This window comes from Mesorhizobium sp. W016 (assembly GCF_054719485.1).
This window is the reverse complement of record NZ_JBTTIF010000002.1, coordinates 1,682,931-1,699,414: the sequence shown is the minus strand read 5'-3', so window position 1 is coordinate 1,699,414 and position 16,484 is coordinate 1,682,931. Positions and strand designations below refer to the sequence as shown.

Below are 16,484 nucleotides of genomic sequence, written 5' to 3'. Positions count from 1 at the left end.
CTTTTCCGAAAACCGGTGCCACTTTTCGGGATCATGCTCCGCTTCACTTGCGGTAGTTCGCGACCCTGAGCAGGATGAACACCGGCACGACGATCGCGGCGCCGAGCAGGATATAGCCCAAGAAGCGATAGACCGCGTTGAAGCCAAGATTCCACAGATCGATGAAGAAACCCTGGATGCGGTAGAAGACGTCCATCGGCGTCCAGCCGAACGCATTCATGACCAGGCCGACGAGGAACGACACGACCAGCAGCTTGATGATCACCCTGACGGGCGAGTCACCGAGAAAGCGCGTCACTGTGGACAAGGGCCTGCCTCCAGATTGGTGTGCCCGGATTCGGGGTACAAACCCACGAATACGCACTTGCTGCGCCCGCATCAAGGCAGGCGGACCGGCGCAATCGGTCGGGTTTCCAACAGCCGTTTCCGAAGAGCTGTCCAAGGGCGATTGCCCGAAGCATGCCCATCATGATATCGAGAGGCCGACGCGGGTATGATGTAATGGTAGCTTGTCAGCTTCCCAAGCTGAACGCGAGGGTTCAATTCCCTCTACCCGCTCCAGTTCCTATCCCACCTCCCGCAAGATAAAATCGTGCAGCATCTTGGCTGCCGGCGACAGGACGCGGTTCTTCACCGTGATCAGGCTGTAGGGGCGGACCTCGATGTCAAACTCGGTCTGGACGACATCGATGGCGCCGGCGAGACCGTCGGGGTTCTGGATGAATTTTGCCACCTGGATCGACACCGGGGCGATGGCGTCGGACTGCGCCACCATGACCAGTGTGAGCAGCAGCGACGAGGTGTTGAGGATGCGGTCCGGCAGGGCGATGTTGCGGTTCAGGAAATTGCTCTCCATCGCCTGGCGCAGCGGCGACCCGCCCGACTGGAACACCCAGTCGAAGGCGGCGGTGTCCTCCAGCCGCACCGCCCTCCCATTGTTAAGAGGATGGCCATTGCTCAGCGGGTGGCCGCGACGCACGATCAGGCAGGCCTTCTCGACGCCGATGACACGGGATTCGAACAGGCGCGGATTGAGGTCTTCGGGAACACGGGCGATGATGAAATCATGGCGCGTGGCGATCAGTTCGCGCGCCAGCACATTCGACGTCTCGACCTGCATGGTAATCTCGATGCGCGGATAGAGGCGGCGTATCTCGCGGATCGCCGGGACCGCCAGTTCGATCGCCGGCGCCGTCACCGCGCCAAGGAACACCGAGCCGCCCTTGCCGGCCTTGAGCTCCGATATTTCGCGGTCGGCCTCGCGCATTTCGAGCAGGATCGAGCGCGCGCGCCGGGCCAGCGCCTTGCCGTAAGGGGTGAGTGTGATGCCGCGCGGCAGCCTTTCGCAGAGCTTCACCTCGAGCACCGCTTCCATCTCGGAAATCATGCGCGAGGCCGCCGGCTGCGAGATGTTCATCACCTGGGCGGCAGCACTCACCCGACCGTGATCGTCGAGTGCTGCGATCATGCGCATGTGACGCAGGCTCAAGCCGCTACGCAGAAGTGTCTCGCCATCGCCCGGCAATTCATCGTAACCGCTTGAAATTCCCTGAGGACCTCGTAAAGCCGCCATGCCTTTTCCCGCTTCCGCCACTGTTCCAGCCCGGTCTAGTCATATACCGGTTTTGGTATAGCAACCACCGAAGATCGCATTTGACAGTTATGGCAAAGGGTCACACTTTCGCGCGTCCTCAAGACTTGACGGTCGATGACGAGCAAAATCGTATCGATTTAAATCAAGACTGAGGGCCGATTGGGAGGATACCGGAGATCGATTATGACGGCGGCAGCGCTTTGGCGCATCCGCCCGACTGCGCGGCCCGCGAAGCCCCGAGGTGTCGCGTCCATCAACCAGGGAGAGTTTTACGTGAAAATCATCAAGACACTGGCCGCCGTCGCGGCCGTTGGCATCGCTGCCATGACCTACTCGGCGCACGCAGCCGACAAGGGTCTTGTCGGCGTGCTGATGCCGACCAAGACCTCGCAGCGCTGGATCAATGACGGCGATGCCGTCAAGTCCCAGCTCGAAGCTCTCGGCTACACGGTCGACCTGCAGTACGCGCAGGACGACATCCCCAACCAGCTCAGCCAGCTGGAAAACGAAATCACCAAGGGCCCGAAGGCGCTGATCATCGCTTCGATCGACGGCACCACCCTTTCGGACGCGCTGCAGAAGGCCGCCGACGCCGGCGTCGTCGTCGTCGCCTATGACCGCCTGATCAAGAAGACCGCCAATGTCGATTACTACACCACCTTCGACAATTTCGGCGTCGGCGTGATCCAGGCGAACTCGCTGGTCAAGGGTCTCAAGGAGCGCTTCCCGAACACCAAGCCGTGGAACGTCGAACTGTTCGGCGGCTCGCCGGACGACAACAACGCCTTCTTCTTCTACAACGGCGCAATCTCGGTGCTGCAGCCGCTGATCGATGACGGCTCGATCAAGATCAAGTCCGGCCAGACCGGCATGGACAAGGTCGGCACGCTGCGCTGGCTCGCCGCGACCGCCCAGGCGCGCATGGACAACCTTCTGTCGGCCAACTACTCGGACGGCAGCCGCGTCGATGGCGTTCTTTCGCCTTATGACGGCCTGTCGCGCGGCATCACCGCTTCGCTGCGCGCCGTCGGTTACGGTACCGACGCCCAGCCGTGGCCGATCGTGACCGGCCAGGACGCCGAAACCGCTTCGGTCAAGCTGATCATCACGGGCGAGCAATACTCGACCGTGTTCAAGGACACCCGCGAACTGGCCAAGGCCACCGTCGAACTCGTCGACAAGGTGCTCTCGGGCGGCAAGCCGGACGGCCTCGACGAAAAGACCTACAATAACGACGTCAAGGTCGTTCCCTCGATCCTTTTGACGCCGCATGAGGTCGACAAGTCGAACTACCAGGCACTGGTCGTCGACTCCGGCTACATCAAGGCCGACGAACTGAAGTAATCCGTTTAGAAAGACAGGGGTCCTGCGCGACGCAGGACCCCTTTCCGTTCACAAGCGACCCCGGTATTGTTTCTACCGGACTTAGTTTGCGTGCATGTCGTTGTCTCAAACCGCAAGCACTTTGGAGCGACATGCAACAGGAGGAGCTTGCCCTGATGACGACGATTTTGGAGATGCGCGACATCACCAAGACCTTCCCCGGCGTGAAGGCGCTGTCGAACGTCAACCTCAACGTCGAGGAAGGCGAGATCCACGCCGTGGTTGGCGAGAACGGCGCCGGCAAGTCGACGCTGATGAAAGTTCTGTCGGGCGTCTATCCCGCCGGCACATATGACGGCCAGATCATTTTTCAGGGTCAGGAATGCCAGTTCAAAGGTATCCATGACAGCGAACACAAGGGCATCGTCATCATCCACCAGGAGCTAGCGCTGGTGCCGATGCTGTCGATCACCGAGAATATCTTCCTCGGCAACGAAAACGCCCGATATGGCGTCATCGACTGGGATGCCAACGAGGCGCGCACCGCTGCCTTGTTGAAGAAGGTGGGCCTCAAGGAGGACCCCAAGACACTGATCACCAATATCGGCGTCGGCAAGCAGCAGTTGGTCGAGATCGCCAAGGCGCTGAGCAAGGACGTCAAGCTTTTGATCCTCGATGAGCCGACCGCGTCGCTCAGCGAGAAAGACAGCCAGGCGCTGCTCGATCTTCTGCTCGAATTCAAGCGGCAAGGCATGACCTCGATCCTGATCTCGCACAAGCTCAACGAGATCAACCGGGTCGCCGACAAGGTAACCGTCATTCGTGACGGGCGCACCATCGAGACGTTGGCCAAGAAGGATATCTCCGAAGACCGCATCATCACCTCGATGGTCGGCCGTTCGCTCGACGACCGCTATCCGCCGCGCGAGCCCAAGATCGGCGAAGTCGTGTTCGAGGTGAAGAACTGGTCGGTCTATCACCCGCTCCATGCCGAGCGGCAGGTGATCAAGGGCATCGACATCAATGTGCGCAAGGGCGAGGTGGTCGGCATCGCCGGGCTGATGGGCGCCGGCCGCACCGAATTCGCCATGAGCCTGTTCGGCCGCTCCTATGGCCGCCGCATCACCGGCGAAGTGCTGCTCAAGGGCAAGCCGGTCGATGTCTCCTCGGTAAGCAAGGCGGTCCAACACGGCATCGCCTATGTCACCGAGGACCGCAAGACCTACGGCCTGAACCTCATCGACCATATCAAGCATAACATTACGCTGGCCAATCTCGACGGCGTGTCGCGCCACAGCGTAATCGACGACATGCGCGAACTTGCGGTCGCCAACGACTATCGCAAGAAGACCAATATCCGTGCGTCCAGCGTCTATCAGATGACCGGCAATCTTTCCGGCGGCAACCAGCAGAAGGTGGTGCTGTCGAAATGGTTGTTTGCCGACCCTGACGTGCTGTTCCTCGACGAGCCGACACGCGGCATCGATGTCGGCGCCAAGTATGAAATCTACACGATCATCGCGCGCCTTGCCTCGGAGGGTAAGGCGATCGTGGTCATCTCGTCGGAAATGCCGGAATTGCTGGGGATTACCGACCGCATCTACGTCATGAACGAAGGGCGCATGGTGGGCGAAATGCCGGCGGCGGAAGCAAGCCAGGAAAAGATAATGCGCGCCATCGTCCGGGGAGAAGGAAAAGCAGCATGAGCACCGAAAGCGCCCCCGCCCCGCAGGGCAACGTCGCCGACGAACAGCGCCCGCGCATCGCCGTCTCGGCGCTGGCGACGAATTTACGCGAATACGGACTGATCATAGCCCTGATCGTCATCATGCTGTTCTTCCAGTTCACCACGTCGGGGACGTTGTTCAAGCCGGTCAACCTCAGCAATCTGGTGCAGCAGAACTCCTTCATCATCGTGATGGCGCTGGGCATGCTGCTGGTGATCGTATCGGGCTATATCGACCTCAGCGTCGGATCGGTCGCCGGTTTCATTGGCGCGCTGGCGGCAAACATGATGGTCATCTGGCAACTCGGACCGCTGAGCAATCCCCTGGTGGTTTCGATCGTCTGCCTGGTCGCGGGTGGCCTGATCGGCGCCGCGCAAGGGTATTGGATCGCCTATCACCGGATACCGAGCTTCATTGTCACGCTGGCCGGAATGCTGATCTTCCGCGGCATTTGCCAGGCGTTGCTTGGCGGCGGCTCGTCGGTGGGTCCGCTTCCCGACGACTTCAAGATGCTCAGTTCCGGCTTCATCCCGGATGTGATCGGCCCACTGACGCTCGTCCCGCCGGTCGTGAACGCAGCCGGCAAGACCATCATGGGCAGCGGCGTGACCCTGCACATGACGACGGTCGTGCTGGGGCTGATCGCCGTGCTCGCCTATGCCTATTTCGGGGTCCGCACCCGGCGCAAACGAGAACGCCATGGTTATGAGGCCGAGCCCTTCACCCTGTTCGTCGTCAAGACGCTGGTCGCCAGCGCGCTGGCGCTGTTCCTGGTCTATGAGTTTGCCAGCTACCGCGGCCTGCCCGTGGTGCTGCTGGTCATGGGCGTGCTGATCACGCTGTTCGTCTTCGTCACCAAGCGCATGACCATCGGGAGGCGCATCTACGCCATGGGCGGCAATCCCAAGGCGGCGCAGCTGTCGGGCATCAACACCGAGCGGCTGACGCTGATGGTGTTCATCAATATGGGCGTGCTGTCGGCGCTTGGCGGCCTGATCATCGCGGCTCGTCTGGGCCAGGCGGTCCCGGCGGCGGGTCTCGGCTCGGAGCTCGACGTCATCGCCGCCGTGTTCATCGGCGGCGCCTCGGCGATGGGCGGCGTCGGCCAGGTCATCGGGGCGGTCGTCGGCGGCTTCATCATGGGCGTGATGAACAACGGCATGTCGATCATGGGCGTCAATGTCGACTGGCAGCAGGTGGTCAAAGGCCTGGTGCTGCTCGGCGCCGTGATCTTCGACGTCTACAACAAGAACAAGGCCTGACAAGCTTCAGGCGAGGCAAGCAGGAGGCATACGGTCGCGGCGCAGCCGGCAAGTTGTCGGCATAAGAAGTCCCCCGAGGGATGGAGCTCGCGAGCGCAATCCGGACGAAGAGTTCAACCCGTGGCGCGGCGAGGTCCGAGCCGCGCAGGTCAAGGTTTGCCAAGGGGCAACCCGGCCAAGGCACATGAGAGAGGATTTCATCATGCTGATCTCCCAGATCCTCGACGACGCCGAGACCATCCGCGTCGTCGCCCGCAATGGCGGCGGCAAGACCAGGATCATCAACGGCGCCCGCAGCGTCTATTCGCTGGCCATGGAAGCCGCGCGCACCGGAACGGGCCTCGCCGCGCTGATCGAGCGCAAGGGGTTCGGTGAAGCGATAGACCTCGACGCCGTCTACAAGAAGGGCCGGCTGGTGTCGCCGATCAACCATCCCGATCCTGCGCATCTGCATCTGACCGGCACCGGCCTGACCCATCTCGGCTCGGCGGCGACGCGCGATTCCATGCACAAGAAGCTCAGCGATGGCGGCGAGGAGCAGCTTACCGATTCCATGAAGATGTTCCGCATGGGGCTCGAAGGCGGCAAGCCGGCCAAGGGCCAGACCGGCGTGCAGCCGGAATGGTTCTACAAGGGCAACGGCACCATGGCGGTGGCGCCGGGCGCCGCACTGATGTCGCCGGCCTTTGCGCAGGACGCCGGCGAGGAGCCGGAAATCGCCGGCATCTATGTCATCGGCGACGACGGCGCGCCGTTCCGCGTCGGCTTCACGCTGTCGAACGAGTTTTCCGATCATGTTACCGAGCGGGTGAACTATCTGTTCCTGGCACATTCCAAACTGCGCAACGCCTCGTTCGGGCCGGAAATCCTGATCGGCGACCTGCCGGCCGACGTCAGGGGCTCATCGCGAATCTATCGCGACAGCAATTTGCTGTGGGAAAAGCCGTTCCTGTCGGGCGAAGCGAACATGTCGCACACAATCGCCAATCTCGAACATCATCACTTCAAATATTCGGCCTTCCGCCAGCCGGGCGACGTGCATGTGCACATGTTCGGCACGGCGACGCTGTCCTTTGCCGACGGCATCAAGACTCAGGCCGGCGACGTGTTCGAGATCGAGGCCGGGGATTTCGGCCTGCCGCTGCGCAACCCGCTGGAGATCGAGCAGCCGGTGAAGGTGGCGGTGAAGGCGCTTTGAGGCAGCATCACATTTGGGAGCCGGAATGAACGGAATGCGGCTTGTCATTGTGTTCACGGGCGTGGCCCTGTTCCTGACCCAACCGTCGGTGGCCTTTAGCGCCGGCCAGTGCAGCCCGAAGTCCTATCGTGAAGCCCGTTTGGCGATGACGAGCCGTCTTCTGGCAACCGGCTATTCGAAAGCCCAGGTGAGCTTTCTGATGCGCAACACGGATCACATGACATCAGCGCTTCGCACCGACAGGCTGAACAACAATGGCAAGGTCTGCGGCATCAACTCCGCCAAGGCCCATGTCCTCGGTTGCCTCGACAAGCAGTTGTTCCCGTTGAAGCGCGGCTCAAACGCTTCGCTCGACGAGGTCAAACTGACCGAAGGCTTTTGGGGCAGGAAACGTTTGGCCGCACGCGAACTGCTGTTTATCGGCCATTTTCATGCCTGCCTTGGCGCCGCGAAAGAGTATCTCTTTCGCGGCTGACTCCGGCGGGCCGGAAGTCAATAAATATCGAAATCGAAATACTTGGCCTGGATCTTCTTGTAAGTGCCGTCGGCGACGATGGCGTCTATCGCCGCATTCAGCTTGTCGCGTAGCGCCGTGTCTTCCAGGCGGACAGCGATGCCGGCTTGCGTCTCGGTGCCCTTGACGTCGCCGACAAGCTTGCAGCAGCCTTCGCTCGCCTTCTTCAGCCAGTCCATCAGCACGAACTTGTCGGAGATGACGGCGTCGAGACGGCCGTTCTGCAAGTCGGTGATCGCCTCTTCCTGGGTGGGGTAGAGTTTCGCCTCGGCGCCGGCCTTGCCATAGGCGTCCTGCGCATAGTCGGCCTGGGTGGTCGAGGCCTGCGCGCCCACCGTCTTGCCGGCAAGGGCTGCCGGTTCGGTGGAAGTGAGGTCGCTGTCCTTGGGCGCCACCAGCGCCAGCGGCGTCGTGTAGTATTTGTTGGTGAAGGCGACCTGTTTCTTGCGCTCCTCGGTGATGCTCATCGAGGCGATGATGGCGTCGAACTTTTTCGCCTGCAGCGCCGGGATGATGCCGTCCCAGTCCTGGGTGACGATCTCGCACTCGACCTTCATCTGCGCACACAGCGCATTGGCAATGTCGATGTCGAAGCCCTCGATCTTGCCGTCCGCGGTGATGGTGTTGAAGGGCGGATAAGCGCCCTCGGTGCCGATCTTCAATTTCTCCTGCGCCTCAGCCAGCGAGCCGGCCGATATCACCAGCATGGCAGCGCCCGCTGCCGATATGATCCATCTTGAAATCTGCATTTTGGTTCCCCTTGCGCGCCGTTCTCTTGCCGGCCACCGAAAGGCAGCCAAGCATGGTGAGGCAGCGCAGGCAAGTATTTTGCCTGACGGTGATCGAAGGTTCAGCCGGCGGGGCGGAAATGCTTGGAGAGCTTGAGGCCTTGCGCCTGGTAATTCGAGCCGAGATCGGTGCCGTAAAGCGCCTGCGGCCGCTTCAGCATGTGTTCGTAGACCAGCCGGCCGACGATCTGGCCGTGGTCGAGGATGAACGGCACTTCGTGGCTGCGCACTTCGAGCACCGCCCGGCTGCCGGTGCCGCCTGAGGCCGAATGGCCGAAGCCCGGATCGAAGAAGCCGGCATAGTGAACACGGAATTCGCCAACCAGCGGATCGAAGGGCGTCATCTCGGCGGCGTAGAGCGGCGGCACGTGCACGGCTTCGCGGCTGACCAGGATGTAGAACTCGTCCGGGTCGAGCACCAGTTCGCCGGCGCCGCTCTTATAGAGCGGCTCCCAGAAATCGACGGCATCCTGGGCGGCGCGCTTGTCGACATCGACCAAGCCGGTGTGATGCTTGCCGCGATAGCCGACCAGGCCGTTCTGGTCGCCGTCAAGATCGATCGACAGCGCAATGCCGCCGCCGGAAATGTTGGGCGGCTCGGTCGCCACCAGCATCTCGGCGCGGTGCAATTCGTTCAGTTCTGCCTCCGACAACAGCGCGTTGCCGGTGCGAAAGCGGATCTGCGACAGCCTCGATCCGGCGCGTACGACGATCGGGAAGGTGCGCGGACTGACTTCGAGATAAAGCGGCCCGTGATAGCCGGGGGCGATCTTGTCGAACTCATGGCCGCGATCGGTCATCACCCGGGTGAAGATGTCGAGCCGGCCGGTCGAGCTCTTCGGGTTGGCCGAGGCCGACACGTTTGCGGGCAGCGCCAGGCGTTCGAGCAGCGGCACGATGTAGACGCAGCCGGTTTCCAGCACCGCGCCCTCGGCGAGACTGAACTCATGCAATTTCAGCCGGTGAAGCTTGTCGGCCACCAGATGATCGGGACCCGGCAGGAAGGAGGCGCGCACGCGAAAAGCCTTGTCGCCGAGCCTGAGATCGAGGCTCGCCGGCTGCACCTGGTCGACATCGAGCGCGCGCGGCGACTTCAGCGCGCCGGACTGAAACAGCGCGGAAATGTCCTGATCGGGAAGAATGCCTGTCTGCCGCAAAAGGCTGGCTCCGCTCCAAGGTCGGTCTCTTTGTGGCAGGTTCTTGCCGCAAAACCGCTGGATATTATTGCGGAACCTGCCTGGTACAAACCTCTTAATGAAGCCGGCAATTGACGCAAGCGCAGGTGAGGTCTAAAGGGTCGTTATCCCGTGGTGATTTGGCCGGTCGGCTTGCAGCCACGTTAAACAAGTCGCTAAAGGACCGTCGGGCCGCAAGGCCATATGGACCGGTTGCGACTTTCGCGGCCGGTTTTTTTGTGTCTGGAACAAAAGCGATGAGCACCAAGAAGCGTAACTGGAAACCTCAGACCGCACTCGTGCACGGGGGAACGCTGCGTTCCCAGTTCGGCGAGACGTCCGAAGCGATGTACCTCACCCAAGGCTATGTCTACGAGACGGCGCAGGCTGCCGAGGCCCGTTTCAAGGGCGAGGAGCCGGGCTTCATCTATTCGCGCTATGCCAACCCTACCGTCGACATGTTCGAAAAGCGCATGTGCGCGCTGGAGGGTGCCGAAGATGCGCGCGCCACGGCGTCCGGCATGGCTGCGGTGACGGCAGCGCTCCTGTGCAGCGCCAAGGCCGGCGACCATATCGTTGCGGCGCGCGCGCTGTTCGGCTCCTGCCGCTGGGTGGTGGAGACGCTGGCGCCGAAATATGGCATCGAGGCAACGCTGGTCGACGGCACCGACATCGCCAACTGGGAAAAGGCGGTGCGGCCGAACACGAAACTGTTCTTCCTGGAAAGCCCGACCAATCCGACGCTGGAAGTGGTCGACATCGCAGCGGTGGCGGCGCTCGCCACCTCGATCGGCGCCAGGCTGATCGTCGACAATGTCTTTGCCACGCCCTTGCAGCAGAAGCCCTTGCAGCTCGGCGCCCATATCGTCGTCTACTCCGCGACCAAGCACATTGACGGCCAGGGACGCTGTCTCGGCGGCATCATCCTGTCGGACAAGAAATGGATCGACGAGAATTTGCACGACTATTTCCGCCACACCGGCCCGAGCCTGTCGCCGTTCAACGCCTGGACGCTGCTCAAGGGCCTGGAGACGCTGCCGGTTCGGGTGCGCCAGCAGACGGAAAGCGCGGCCAAGATCGCGGATTTCCTGGCAGGACGGCCGGAAATCGCCCGCGTCATCTATCCCGGCCGCGCCGACCACCCGCAGGCCGACATCGTCAAGAAGCAGATGACGGGCGGATCGACGCTGATCTGCCTCGACGTGAAGGGCGGCAAGCAGGCGGCCTTCGCCTTGCAGAACGCGCTCGACATCGTGCTGATCTCCAACAATCTCGGCGACGCCAAGAGCCTGATCACCCATCCGGCGACCACCACGCACAAGAACCTCAGCGACGAAGCTCGCGCCGAGCTTGGCATCGGGCCGGGAACGCTCAGGCTGTCGGTCGGTCTTGAGGATACGGACGATCTGCTGGAGGACGTTGCGCAGGCGCTGAAGGCAGCCGGGTAGGCCGCGAGGCGTCACGCTCCCGACGAAGCCTCTTCCAGCTCGGCCGTCTTGGTGCCGATGATCATGGTGTTGCCGCGCCAATCGACGGCGCCGCTCAGCCAGCCGCGCGCCCAGATGGCGGGAAGCATCATGTCGCGGACCATCATCGCCGGGACCATGCGCAGCGACAGATGCCAGCCCTTGGCCGCGGCCAGCGCGCATTCGGGAATGTAGGCCGCCGCCAGCACGGCCAACACCGTGGCCGGCAGGCTGATGCCGGCACTTGCTGCCGCCACCAGCGCCAACGCCAACGGCACGGCGACGCCGGTCAGGATCTCGGGTGCGAAAAACAGCGGGAAAGTGACGCGGCGCAACCGCGCCCAGCGCGCCTGACGCGACCAGATGTCGGCAAGTCGGCGCTGCCCCAGTGGTTGCTCGAAAGGCGAGGCAACGAGATTGACGCGCAGGCCCAGTCCGTTGACCAGCTTGGTTGCAGCAGCATCCTCGGCGATCTCGGCGGCCAGCGCGCGGATACCGCCATTGGTATCGAGCATCGGCTTGTTCCACAGCATGCTCTTGCCCTGGGCAAAGCCGAGGCCAAGCGCCTCGCCGGCATATTGCCAGCGCGCCTGCAGCGTGTTGAGGAACGCGCATTCGACCTCGGCCCAGAAGCCTTCCGGCCGCGAGCCGATCGGCGTCGAGCAGATAAGCCCGGTATTGGTCCGCCAGGCCGCCATCAGGTGCTGGACGTAATCCCTAGGCATCAGCACGTTGGAATCCGCCAGAATAACCCAATGATTGCGCGCCGCTTCCCAGCCCTTGACGCAGTTGTTGAGCTTCGGGTTGCTGCTGACGCGGTCGTCGCCGATCAGCAGCCGGGCCGGCACGTTGGGAAACAGGACGATCGCCCTGTTTATCAGTTTGACGACGGGATCGTCGGCGTGAGCGACGCAGAAGATCAGTTCGTAGCGCGGCCAGTCGAGCGAGAAGGCTCGCTGCAGCGTCTCTTGTGTGAACGGCTCCACGCCGCGCGACGGCACGACGATCGAGACCGGTGGCTGCTCGTTGGACGGCGGGGGGATGAGACGGCGCGCTTGCAGTTTCGACGAAGCAAGCAGGATGCTGGCGAGATTGGAAAGAAGCAAAGCGGAGGAGGCGAAGGCGGCTGTGAGAGCTGGTTCCATCGAGATCTGGTCACTCCGGAAAGGCCGCTCGCGGCTGCTTTGTCAGTCGACAGATGGGCCTTGAGTCGCCGGCAAGGTTTGCGCACACCAACATTGTCATGTGTCACTTAAATGACATTGTTTGTCGGCACCTCCGCTTTGAGGCTGGCAGGACATGCCGTTGTGCGCGTATCAAACCGCATAGCGCGACAAATGTTCCTTGCCGCGCAACCGGAGCAGCCCATGTATCGCGCCGTCACGCGCAACATCGAAGTGCAGGTCAGACCGTTCTACCTGGAGGACCGCTCGGACCCGGCGGAGAACCGTTATGTCTGGGGCTACCAGGTGACGATCGACAACCAGTCGGACGATTTCGTGCAGCTTATGTCGCGTTACTGGCACATCACCGACGGCAGCGGCCGGATCGAGGAAGTGCGCGGCGCCGGCGTGGTCGGCGACCAGCCTGAGCTCAATCCCGGCGACAGCTATCAATACACGTCAGGCTGCCCGCTCTCGACGCCCTCCGGCTTCATGGTCGGCCACTACACCATGCGCAACAAAAAGGGCGAGACGTTCGACGTCGCTATTCCCGCGTTTTCGCTGGATCTGCCGGGGACGCGGCGGACGGTGAATTAGGGGTTTTCTCCCCATCTCTATACGGGGAGGAATGCCCGGCAGTGCAACGAGGGGCGCCGCCGGACTCATGAGGTTATCTTCCACGCACATGACGTAGGCTATGCGCGGCCATTCACCAAAGTTCGCGCTGCCCCTCATCCGCCCTTCGGGCACCTTCTCCCCGTGAACGGGGAGAAGGAAGAGATGCTACTGAGTTGCAAACTCCGCCGGGTCGAAGTCGTACTGCTTCGAGCAGAACTCGCAGGCGACGTGGATGCCGCCATCTTCGGTGCTGTCCTTGATCTCCTGCGCGGAAAACCCCTCGAGGATGCCGCGTATCTTGTCCCTTGAGCAGGAACATTGGTCGGCGACCGGCACGCCGCCGAAGACGCGCACGCCATGTTCGTGGAACAGCCTGTAGAGCAGCCGCTCGGCGCCGATGGTCGGGTCGATCAGCTCGGTCGGCTCGATGGTGCCGAGCAGCGCCACCAGCTCGCGCCACGAATTGTCGGCCGGCTCCTGCGTCACGTCACGCGGATCGCCGTCGCCGCCCGAAATGTCGGGCACGCGCATGCGCTCGGGTGACTGCGGCAGGAACTGCGCCAGGATGCCGCCGGCGCGCCACTGCTCACGAGCGCCGCCGGGACCTGGCGTCAGAAGCTTGGCCACCGACAGCCTGAGGTCGGTCGGGATCTGCTCCGACTGGCGGAAATAGGTGCGCGCGGCGTCCTCCAGCGTCTCGCCGTCGAGCTGGACGATGCCCTGATAGCGCTGCGTGTGCGCGCCCTGGTCGATGGTCAGCGCCAAAACGCCGCTGCCCAGCAGCGTCTGCTGCGAGGTCTGGCCTGCGGCCACCAGGGCCTCCAGCCGGTCGGCGTCGAAACGCGCATAGGCGCGCAATGCCGAAGGCGTGGAGAAATCCGCGACCAGCATGTCGACCGGGCCGTCGGTGCGGGTCTGCAAGATGAACTTGCCTTCGAATTTGAGCGAGGTGCCGAGCAGCACCGTCAGCACACAGGCTTCCGCGAGCAGGCGGGCGACCGGCTCGGGATAGTCGTGACGGTTGAGGATGGCGTCGAGCATCGGCCCGAGTTGCACGGTGCGGCCGCGCACGTCGAGCGGGCCGACCTCGAAGGGTACGACATGATCGTCGCCGGCATAGCCGAACTCGCCGAGTTTGGGGTGATGTTCAGTCACTTGATGCGTTTCCAACATGACAAAGCTCCAGGGCGCGGCCATGCGGCCCGGAGGGGTGCATGCGTCCAAACGCGCTTGATTTGCGTGATGGGGCGCAAATAGGCATCGCGCCGCCCCGGATCAAGCGCTTGGAGATCAAGCGCCTGGAGATCAAGCGCCCAGACACCAGGCCAAAACCGCCTTCTGGGCGTGGAGCCGGTTCTCGGCTTCGTCGAAGACCACCGAATGCGGACCGTCGATGACCTCGTCGGTCACTTCCTCGCCACGATGCGCCGGCAGGCAGTGCATGAACAGGGCGTCGGGCTTGGCCCTGGCCATCAGCGCCGCATTGACCTGATAGGGCGAGAAGACATTATGGCCGCGGGCGCGGTGTTCCTGGCCCATCGACACCCAGCAGTCGGTGACGATGCAGTCGGCCTGGTCGACGGCCTCTTCGGGCGAGCGGGTGAAGTGCAGCTTGCCGCCATTGGTCTTCGACCAGTCGATGTGCTTCTGCGCCGGCTCGCTGCCTTCCGGCACTGCGACGTTCAGGTTGAAGCGGAACCGCGCCGAGGCCTCGAGCAGCGAATGCAGCACGTTGTTGCCGTCGCCGGTCCAGGCGATGGTCTTGCCGGCAACCGGACCGCGATGCTCCTCGAAGGTCATGATGTCGGCCATCAGCTGACAGGGATGGGTGTCGTCGGTCAGCCCGTTGATGACCGGAATCGTGGCATTCTCGGTCAGCTCGAGCAGCCGCTCATGCGACGTGGTGCGGATCATGATGGCGTCGACATAGCGCGACAGCACCTTGGCGGTGTCGGCAATGGTCTCGGAGCGGCCGAGCTGCATTTCGGTCCCGGTCAGCATGATGGTCTCGCCGCCGAGCTGTCGCATGCCGACGTCGAAGGACACGCGCGTGCGCGTCGACGGCTTGTCGAAGATCATGGCCAGCACCTTGCCTTCGAGCGGTTTGGTCCGTTCGCCGGCCTTGAGGCGCGCCTTGCGCACCACCGCATCGTCCAGCATCAGGCGCAGATCGCCTTCGGAAACGGCGGAAAGATCGGTGAAATGGCGAAGGCTCATCGGGAATGGCTCTCGGGATTACTTCGAGGCGGCCGCGGCGATGGCGTCGGTCAGGCCCTTGGCGCCGGCGCGGATGCGATCGAGCGCTTCGCCGATCTCGGCGTCGGTGACGGTCAGCGGCGGCAGCAGACGAATGACGTTGTCGCCTGCCGGCACCGCCAGCAGATGCTGGTCGCGCAGCGCCATGTTGACCTTGGTGTTGGGCATGGCGCATTTCAGGCCAAGCATCAGGCCGCTGCCCCTGATGCCTTCGATGACATCAGGAAATTCGTCGGCGACCGCCGCCAGGCCCTGCTTCATCAGCAATGCCTTGCGCTGGACGTCTTCGAGGAAGCCGTCTTCCAGCACGACGTCGAGCACAGCGTTGCCGACCGCCATGGCCAGCGGATTGCCGCCGAAAGTGGTGCCATGCACGCCTGCCGTCATGCCGACGACAGCGTCGTCGGTGGCGAGGCACGCGCCCATCGGGAAGCCGCCGCCAATGCCCTTGGCAATCGCCATGATGTCGGGCGTCACGCCGGTCCATTCATGCGCGAACAGCTTTCCGGTGCGACCGATACCGCACTGGACCTCATCGAAGATCAGCAGCAGGCCATGCTGGTCGCAGAGCTGCCGCAGCCGCTTCAAGGATTGCGTCGGCACCGGGCGGATGCCGCCCTCGCCCTGTACCGGTTCGATCAGGATCGCGGCGGTCTCTGGTGTGATCGCCTTCTCGGCGGCGTCGATGTCGTCGAAGCCGACCTGGTCGAAGCCTTCGACCTTGGGGCCGAAGCCTTCGAGATATTTGTACTGGCCGCCGGCGGCGATGGTCGCCAGCGTGCGGCCGTGGAAGGCGCCTTCGAAGGTAATGACCCGGAAGCGCTCGGGATGGCCCTTGACGAACTGGTAGCGCCGCGCCGTCTTGATCGCGCATTCGAGCGCCTCGGCGCCGGAATTGGTGAAGAACACCTTGTCGGCGAAGGTGGCGTCAGCCAGCCGCTCGCCGAGCCGGGCCTGCCCCGGGATCTCGTAGAGATTGGAGACGTGCCAGAGCTTGGCCGCCTGTTCGGTCAGCGCCGAGACCAGATGCGGATGGCTGTGGCCCAACGAATTGACCGCGATGCCGCCAGCGAAATCGAGATATCGCTCGCCCTTGTCGGTAACCAGCCAGGTGCCTTCGCCATGATCGAAGGCCAAAGGGGCGCGGGCAAAGGTCTCGTAAAGCGCCGAACCGCTCATTATATGCGTCTCCGGTACCGGAAAAATCAAAAAAGCCGCCAAAGCGGCGGCCTTTGCGGCTTATCGTGTTTTTCGGCCATGAAGTCAACGAAAACGTCGTGCAGAGGCGCGTGGCCAGCTCCCGACGAGACGCCGGCTCATAAGCGACCGGGCAAGTTGGGGAAAACCTAAAAAACCGATTCGTGTTGCACCTGGGACTCTTGTCACCGAGTCAACACATG

At 62.8% G+C, this 16,484-nt stretch carries 15 protein-coding genes, 1 tRNA gene and 1 riboswitch; of the genes, 8 read left to right on the top strand and 8 right to left on the bottom strand.

Translation table 11 applies throughout. The features are described 5' to 3' along the window. Positions 1-43: 43 nt before the first annotated feature. Positions 44-307: a DUF6460 domain-containing protein gene (locus ACYG9V_RS08640; RefSeq protein ID WP_023669641.1), complete on the bottom strand. Its 264-nt coding sequence runs from the start codon at positions 305-307 to the stop codon at positions 44-46. 180 nt (positions 308-487) lie between these two features. Here ACYG9V_RS08640 and ACYG9V_RS08635 point away from each other — a divergent pair. Continuing rightward, positions 488-561 (top strand) — tRNA-Gly (locus ACYG9V_RS08635). A gap of 4 nt (positions 562-565) precedes the next feature. On the opposite strand, the gene ACYG9V_RS08630 is transcribed toward ACYG9V_RS08635, so the two are convergent. Continuing rightward, positions 566-1,573 carry a LysR family transcriptional regulator gene (locus tag ACYG9V_RS08630; protein WP_023669640.1) on the bottom strand — a complete coding sequence of 336 codons (1,008 nt, stop codon included), beginning with the start codon at positions 1,571-1,573 and terminating at the stop codon, positions 566-568. Positions 1,574-1,867: 294 nt separating this feature from the next. Between ACYG9V_RS08630 and chvE the strand changes: the two genes are divergently transcribed. From chvE to ACYG9V_RS08605, 5 genes are all read left to right on the top strand, one after another. Next, on the top strand, positions 1,868-2,938 hold the full coding sequence (gene chvE, locus ACYG9V_RS08625; protein WP_352763800.1) for a multiple monosaccharide ABC transporter substrate-binding protein: 1,071 nt from the start codon (positions 1,868-1,870) through the stop codon (positions 2,936-2,938). A 152-nt stretch (positions 2,939-3,090) separates the two neighbouring features. Then, positions 3,091-4,623, top strand: coding sequence for a multiple monosaccharide ABC transporter ATP-binding protein (gene mmsA, locus ACYG9V_RS08620; RefSeq protein ID WP_352763887.1), 1,533 nt, complete (start codon positions 3,091-3,093; stop codon positions 4,621-4,623). Continuing rightward, complete coding sequence (mmsB, locus tag ACYG9V_RS08615; RefSeq protein ID WP_023669637.1) at positions 4,620-5,906, top strand: multiple monosaccharide ABC transporter permease; 1,287 nt, start codon at positions 4,620-4,622, stop codon at positions 5,904-5,906. The genes mmsA and mmsB overlap by 4 nt, the downstream gene beginning before the upstream one ends. A gap of 202 nt (positions 5,907-6,108) precedes the next feature. Next, positions 6,109-7,104, top strand: coding sequence for an AraD1 family protein (gene araD1 / locus ACYG9V_RS08610; RefSeq protein WP_023669636.1), 996 nt, complete (start codon positions 6,109-6,111; stop codon positions 7,102-7,104). Positions 7,105-7,129: 25 nt separating this feature from the next. After that, on the top strand, positions 7,130-7,579 hold the full coding sequence (locus ACYG9V_RS08605) for a hypothetical protein (protein ID WP_460221935.1): 450 nt from the start codon (positions 7,130-7,132) through the stop codon (positions 7,577-7,579). 17 nt (positions 7,580-7,596) lie between these two features. Here the strand turns inward: ACYG9V_RS08605 and ACYG9V_RS08600 are convergent, their stop codons facing one another. Both ACYG9V_RS08600 and ACYG9V_RS08595 read right to left on the bottom strand, forming a co-directional pair. Then, a complete protein-coding gene (locus ACYG9V_RS08600; protein WP_023669635.1) occupies positions 7,597-8,367 on the bottom strand; it encodes an ABC transporter substrate-binding protein in 771 nt (256 codons plus the stop codon). Between the two features lie 101 nt (positions 8,368-8,468). Beyond that, entirely contained in the window at positions 8,469-9,563 is a 1,095-nt protein-coding gene (locus ACYG9V_RS08595; RefSeq protein ID WP_023669634.1) for a 2'-deoxycytidine 5'-triphosphate deaminase, read from the bottom strand. A gap of 140 nt (positions 9,564-9,703) precedes the next feature. Continuing rightward, a riboswitch (SAM riboswitch) is annotated at positions 9,704-9,781 on the top strand. A gap of 57 nt (positions 9,782-9,838) precedes the next feature. Between ACYG9V_RS08595 and ACYG9V_RS08590 the strand changes: the two genes are divergently transcribed. After that, the gene (locus tag ACYG9V_RS08590; RefSeq protein WP_023669633.1) at positions 9,839-11,029 is read left to right on the top strand and encodes an O-succinylhomoserine sulfhydrylase; all 1,191 of its coding nucleotides are present in this window, start codon (positions 9,839-9,841) and stop codon (positions 11,027-11,029) included. 11 nt (positions 11,030-11,040) lie between these two features. Here ACYG9V_RS08590 and ACYG9V_RS08585 read toward each other — a convergent pair whose 3' ends face one another. Further along, positions 11,041-12,192 (bottom strand): ceramide glucosyltransferase, encoded by a 1,152-nt coding sequence (locus ACYG9V_RS08585; RefSeq protein WP_023831973.1) that lies wholly within the window; start codon positions 12,190-12,192, stop codon positions 11,041-11,043. A gap of 222 nt (positions 12,193-12,414) precedes the next feature. On the opposite strand from ACYG9V_RS08585, the gene apaG reads away from it, so the two are divergent. Then, positions 12,415-12,807, top strand: a complete 393-nt coding sequence (gene apaG, locus ACYG9V_RS08580) for a Co2+/Mg2+ efflux protein ApaG (RefSeq protein ID WP_023681948.1) — start codon at positions 12,415-12,417, stop codon at positions 12,805-12,807. A gap of 186 nt (positions 12,808-12,993) precedes the next feature. Here apaG and ACYG9V_RS08575 read toward each other — a convergent pair whose 3' ends face one another. The 3 genes from ACYG9V_RS08575 to ACYG9V_RS08565 all read right to left on the bottom strand — a co-directional run bounded on the left by ACYG9V_RS08575 (position 12,994) and on the right by ACYG9V_RS08565 (position 16,263). Next, positions 12,994-14,025, bottom strand: coding sequence for an Hsp33 family molecular chaperone (locus tag ACYG9V_RS08575; protein ID WP_031195623.1), 1,032 nt, complete (start codon positions 14,023-14,025; stop codon positions 12,994-12,996). 108 nt (positions 14,026-14,133) lie between these two features. Then, positions 14,134-15,045 carry an ornithine carbamoyltransferase gene (gene argF / locus ACYG9V_RS08570; protein WP_023681949.1) on the bottom strand — a complete coding sequence of 304 codons (912 nt, stop codon included), beginning with the start codon at positions 15,043-15,045 and terminating at the stop codon, positions 14,134-14,136. A gap of 18 nt (positions 15,046-15,063) precedes the next feature. Then, the gene (locus tag ACYG9V_RS08565) at positions 15,064-16,263 is read right to left on the bottom strand and encodes an aspartate aminotransferase family protein (RefSeq protein WP_023745297.1); all 1,200 of its coding nucleotides are present in this window, start codon (positions 16,261-16,263) and stop codon (positions 15,064-15,066) included. Between the last annotated feature and the right edge of the window lie 221 nt (positions 16,264-16,484).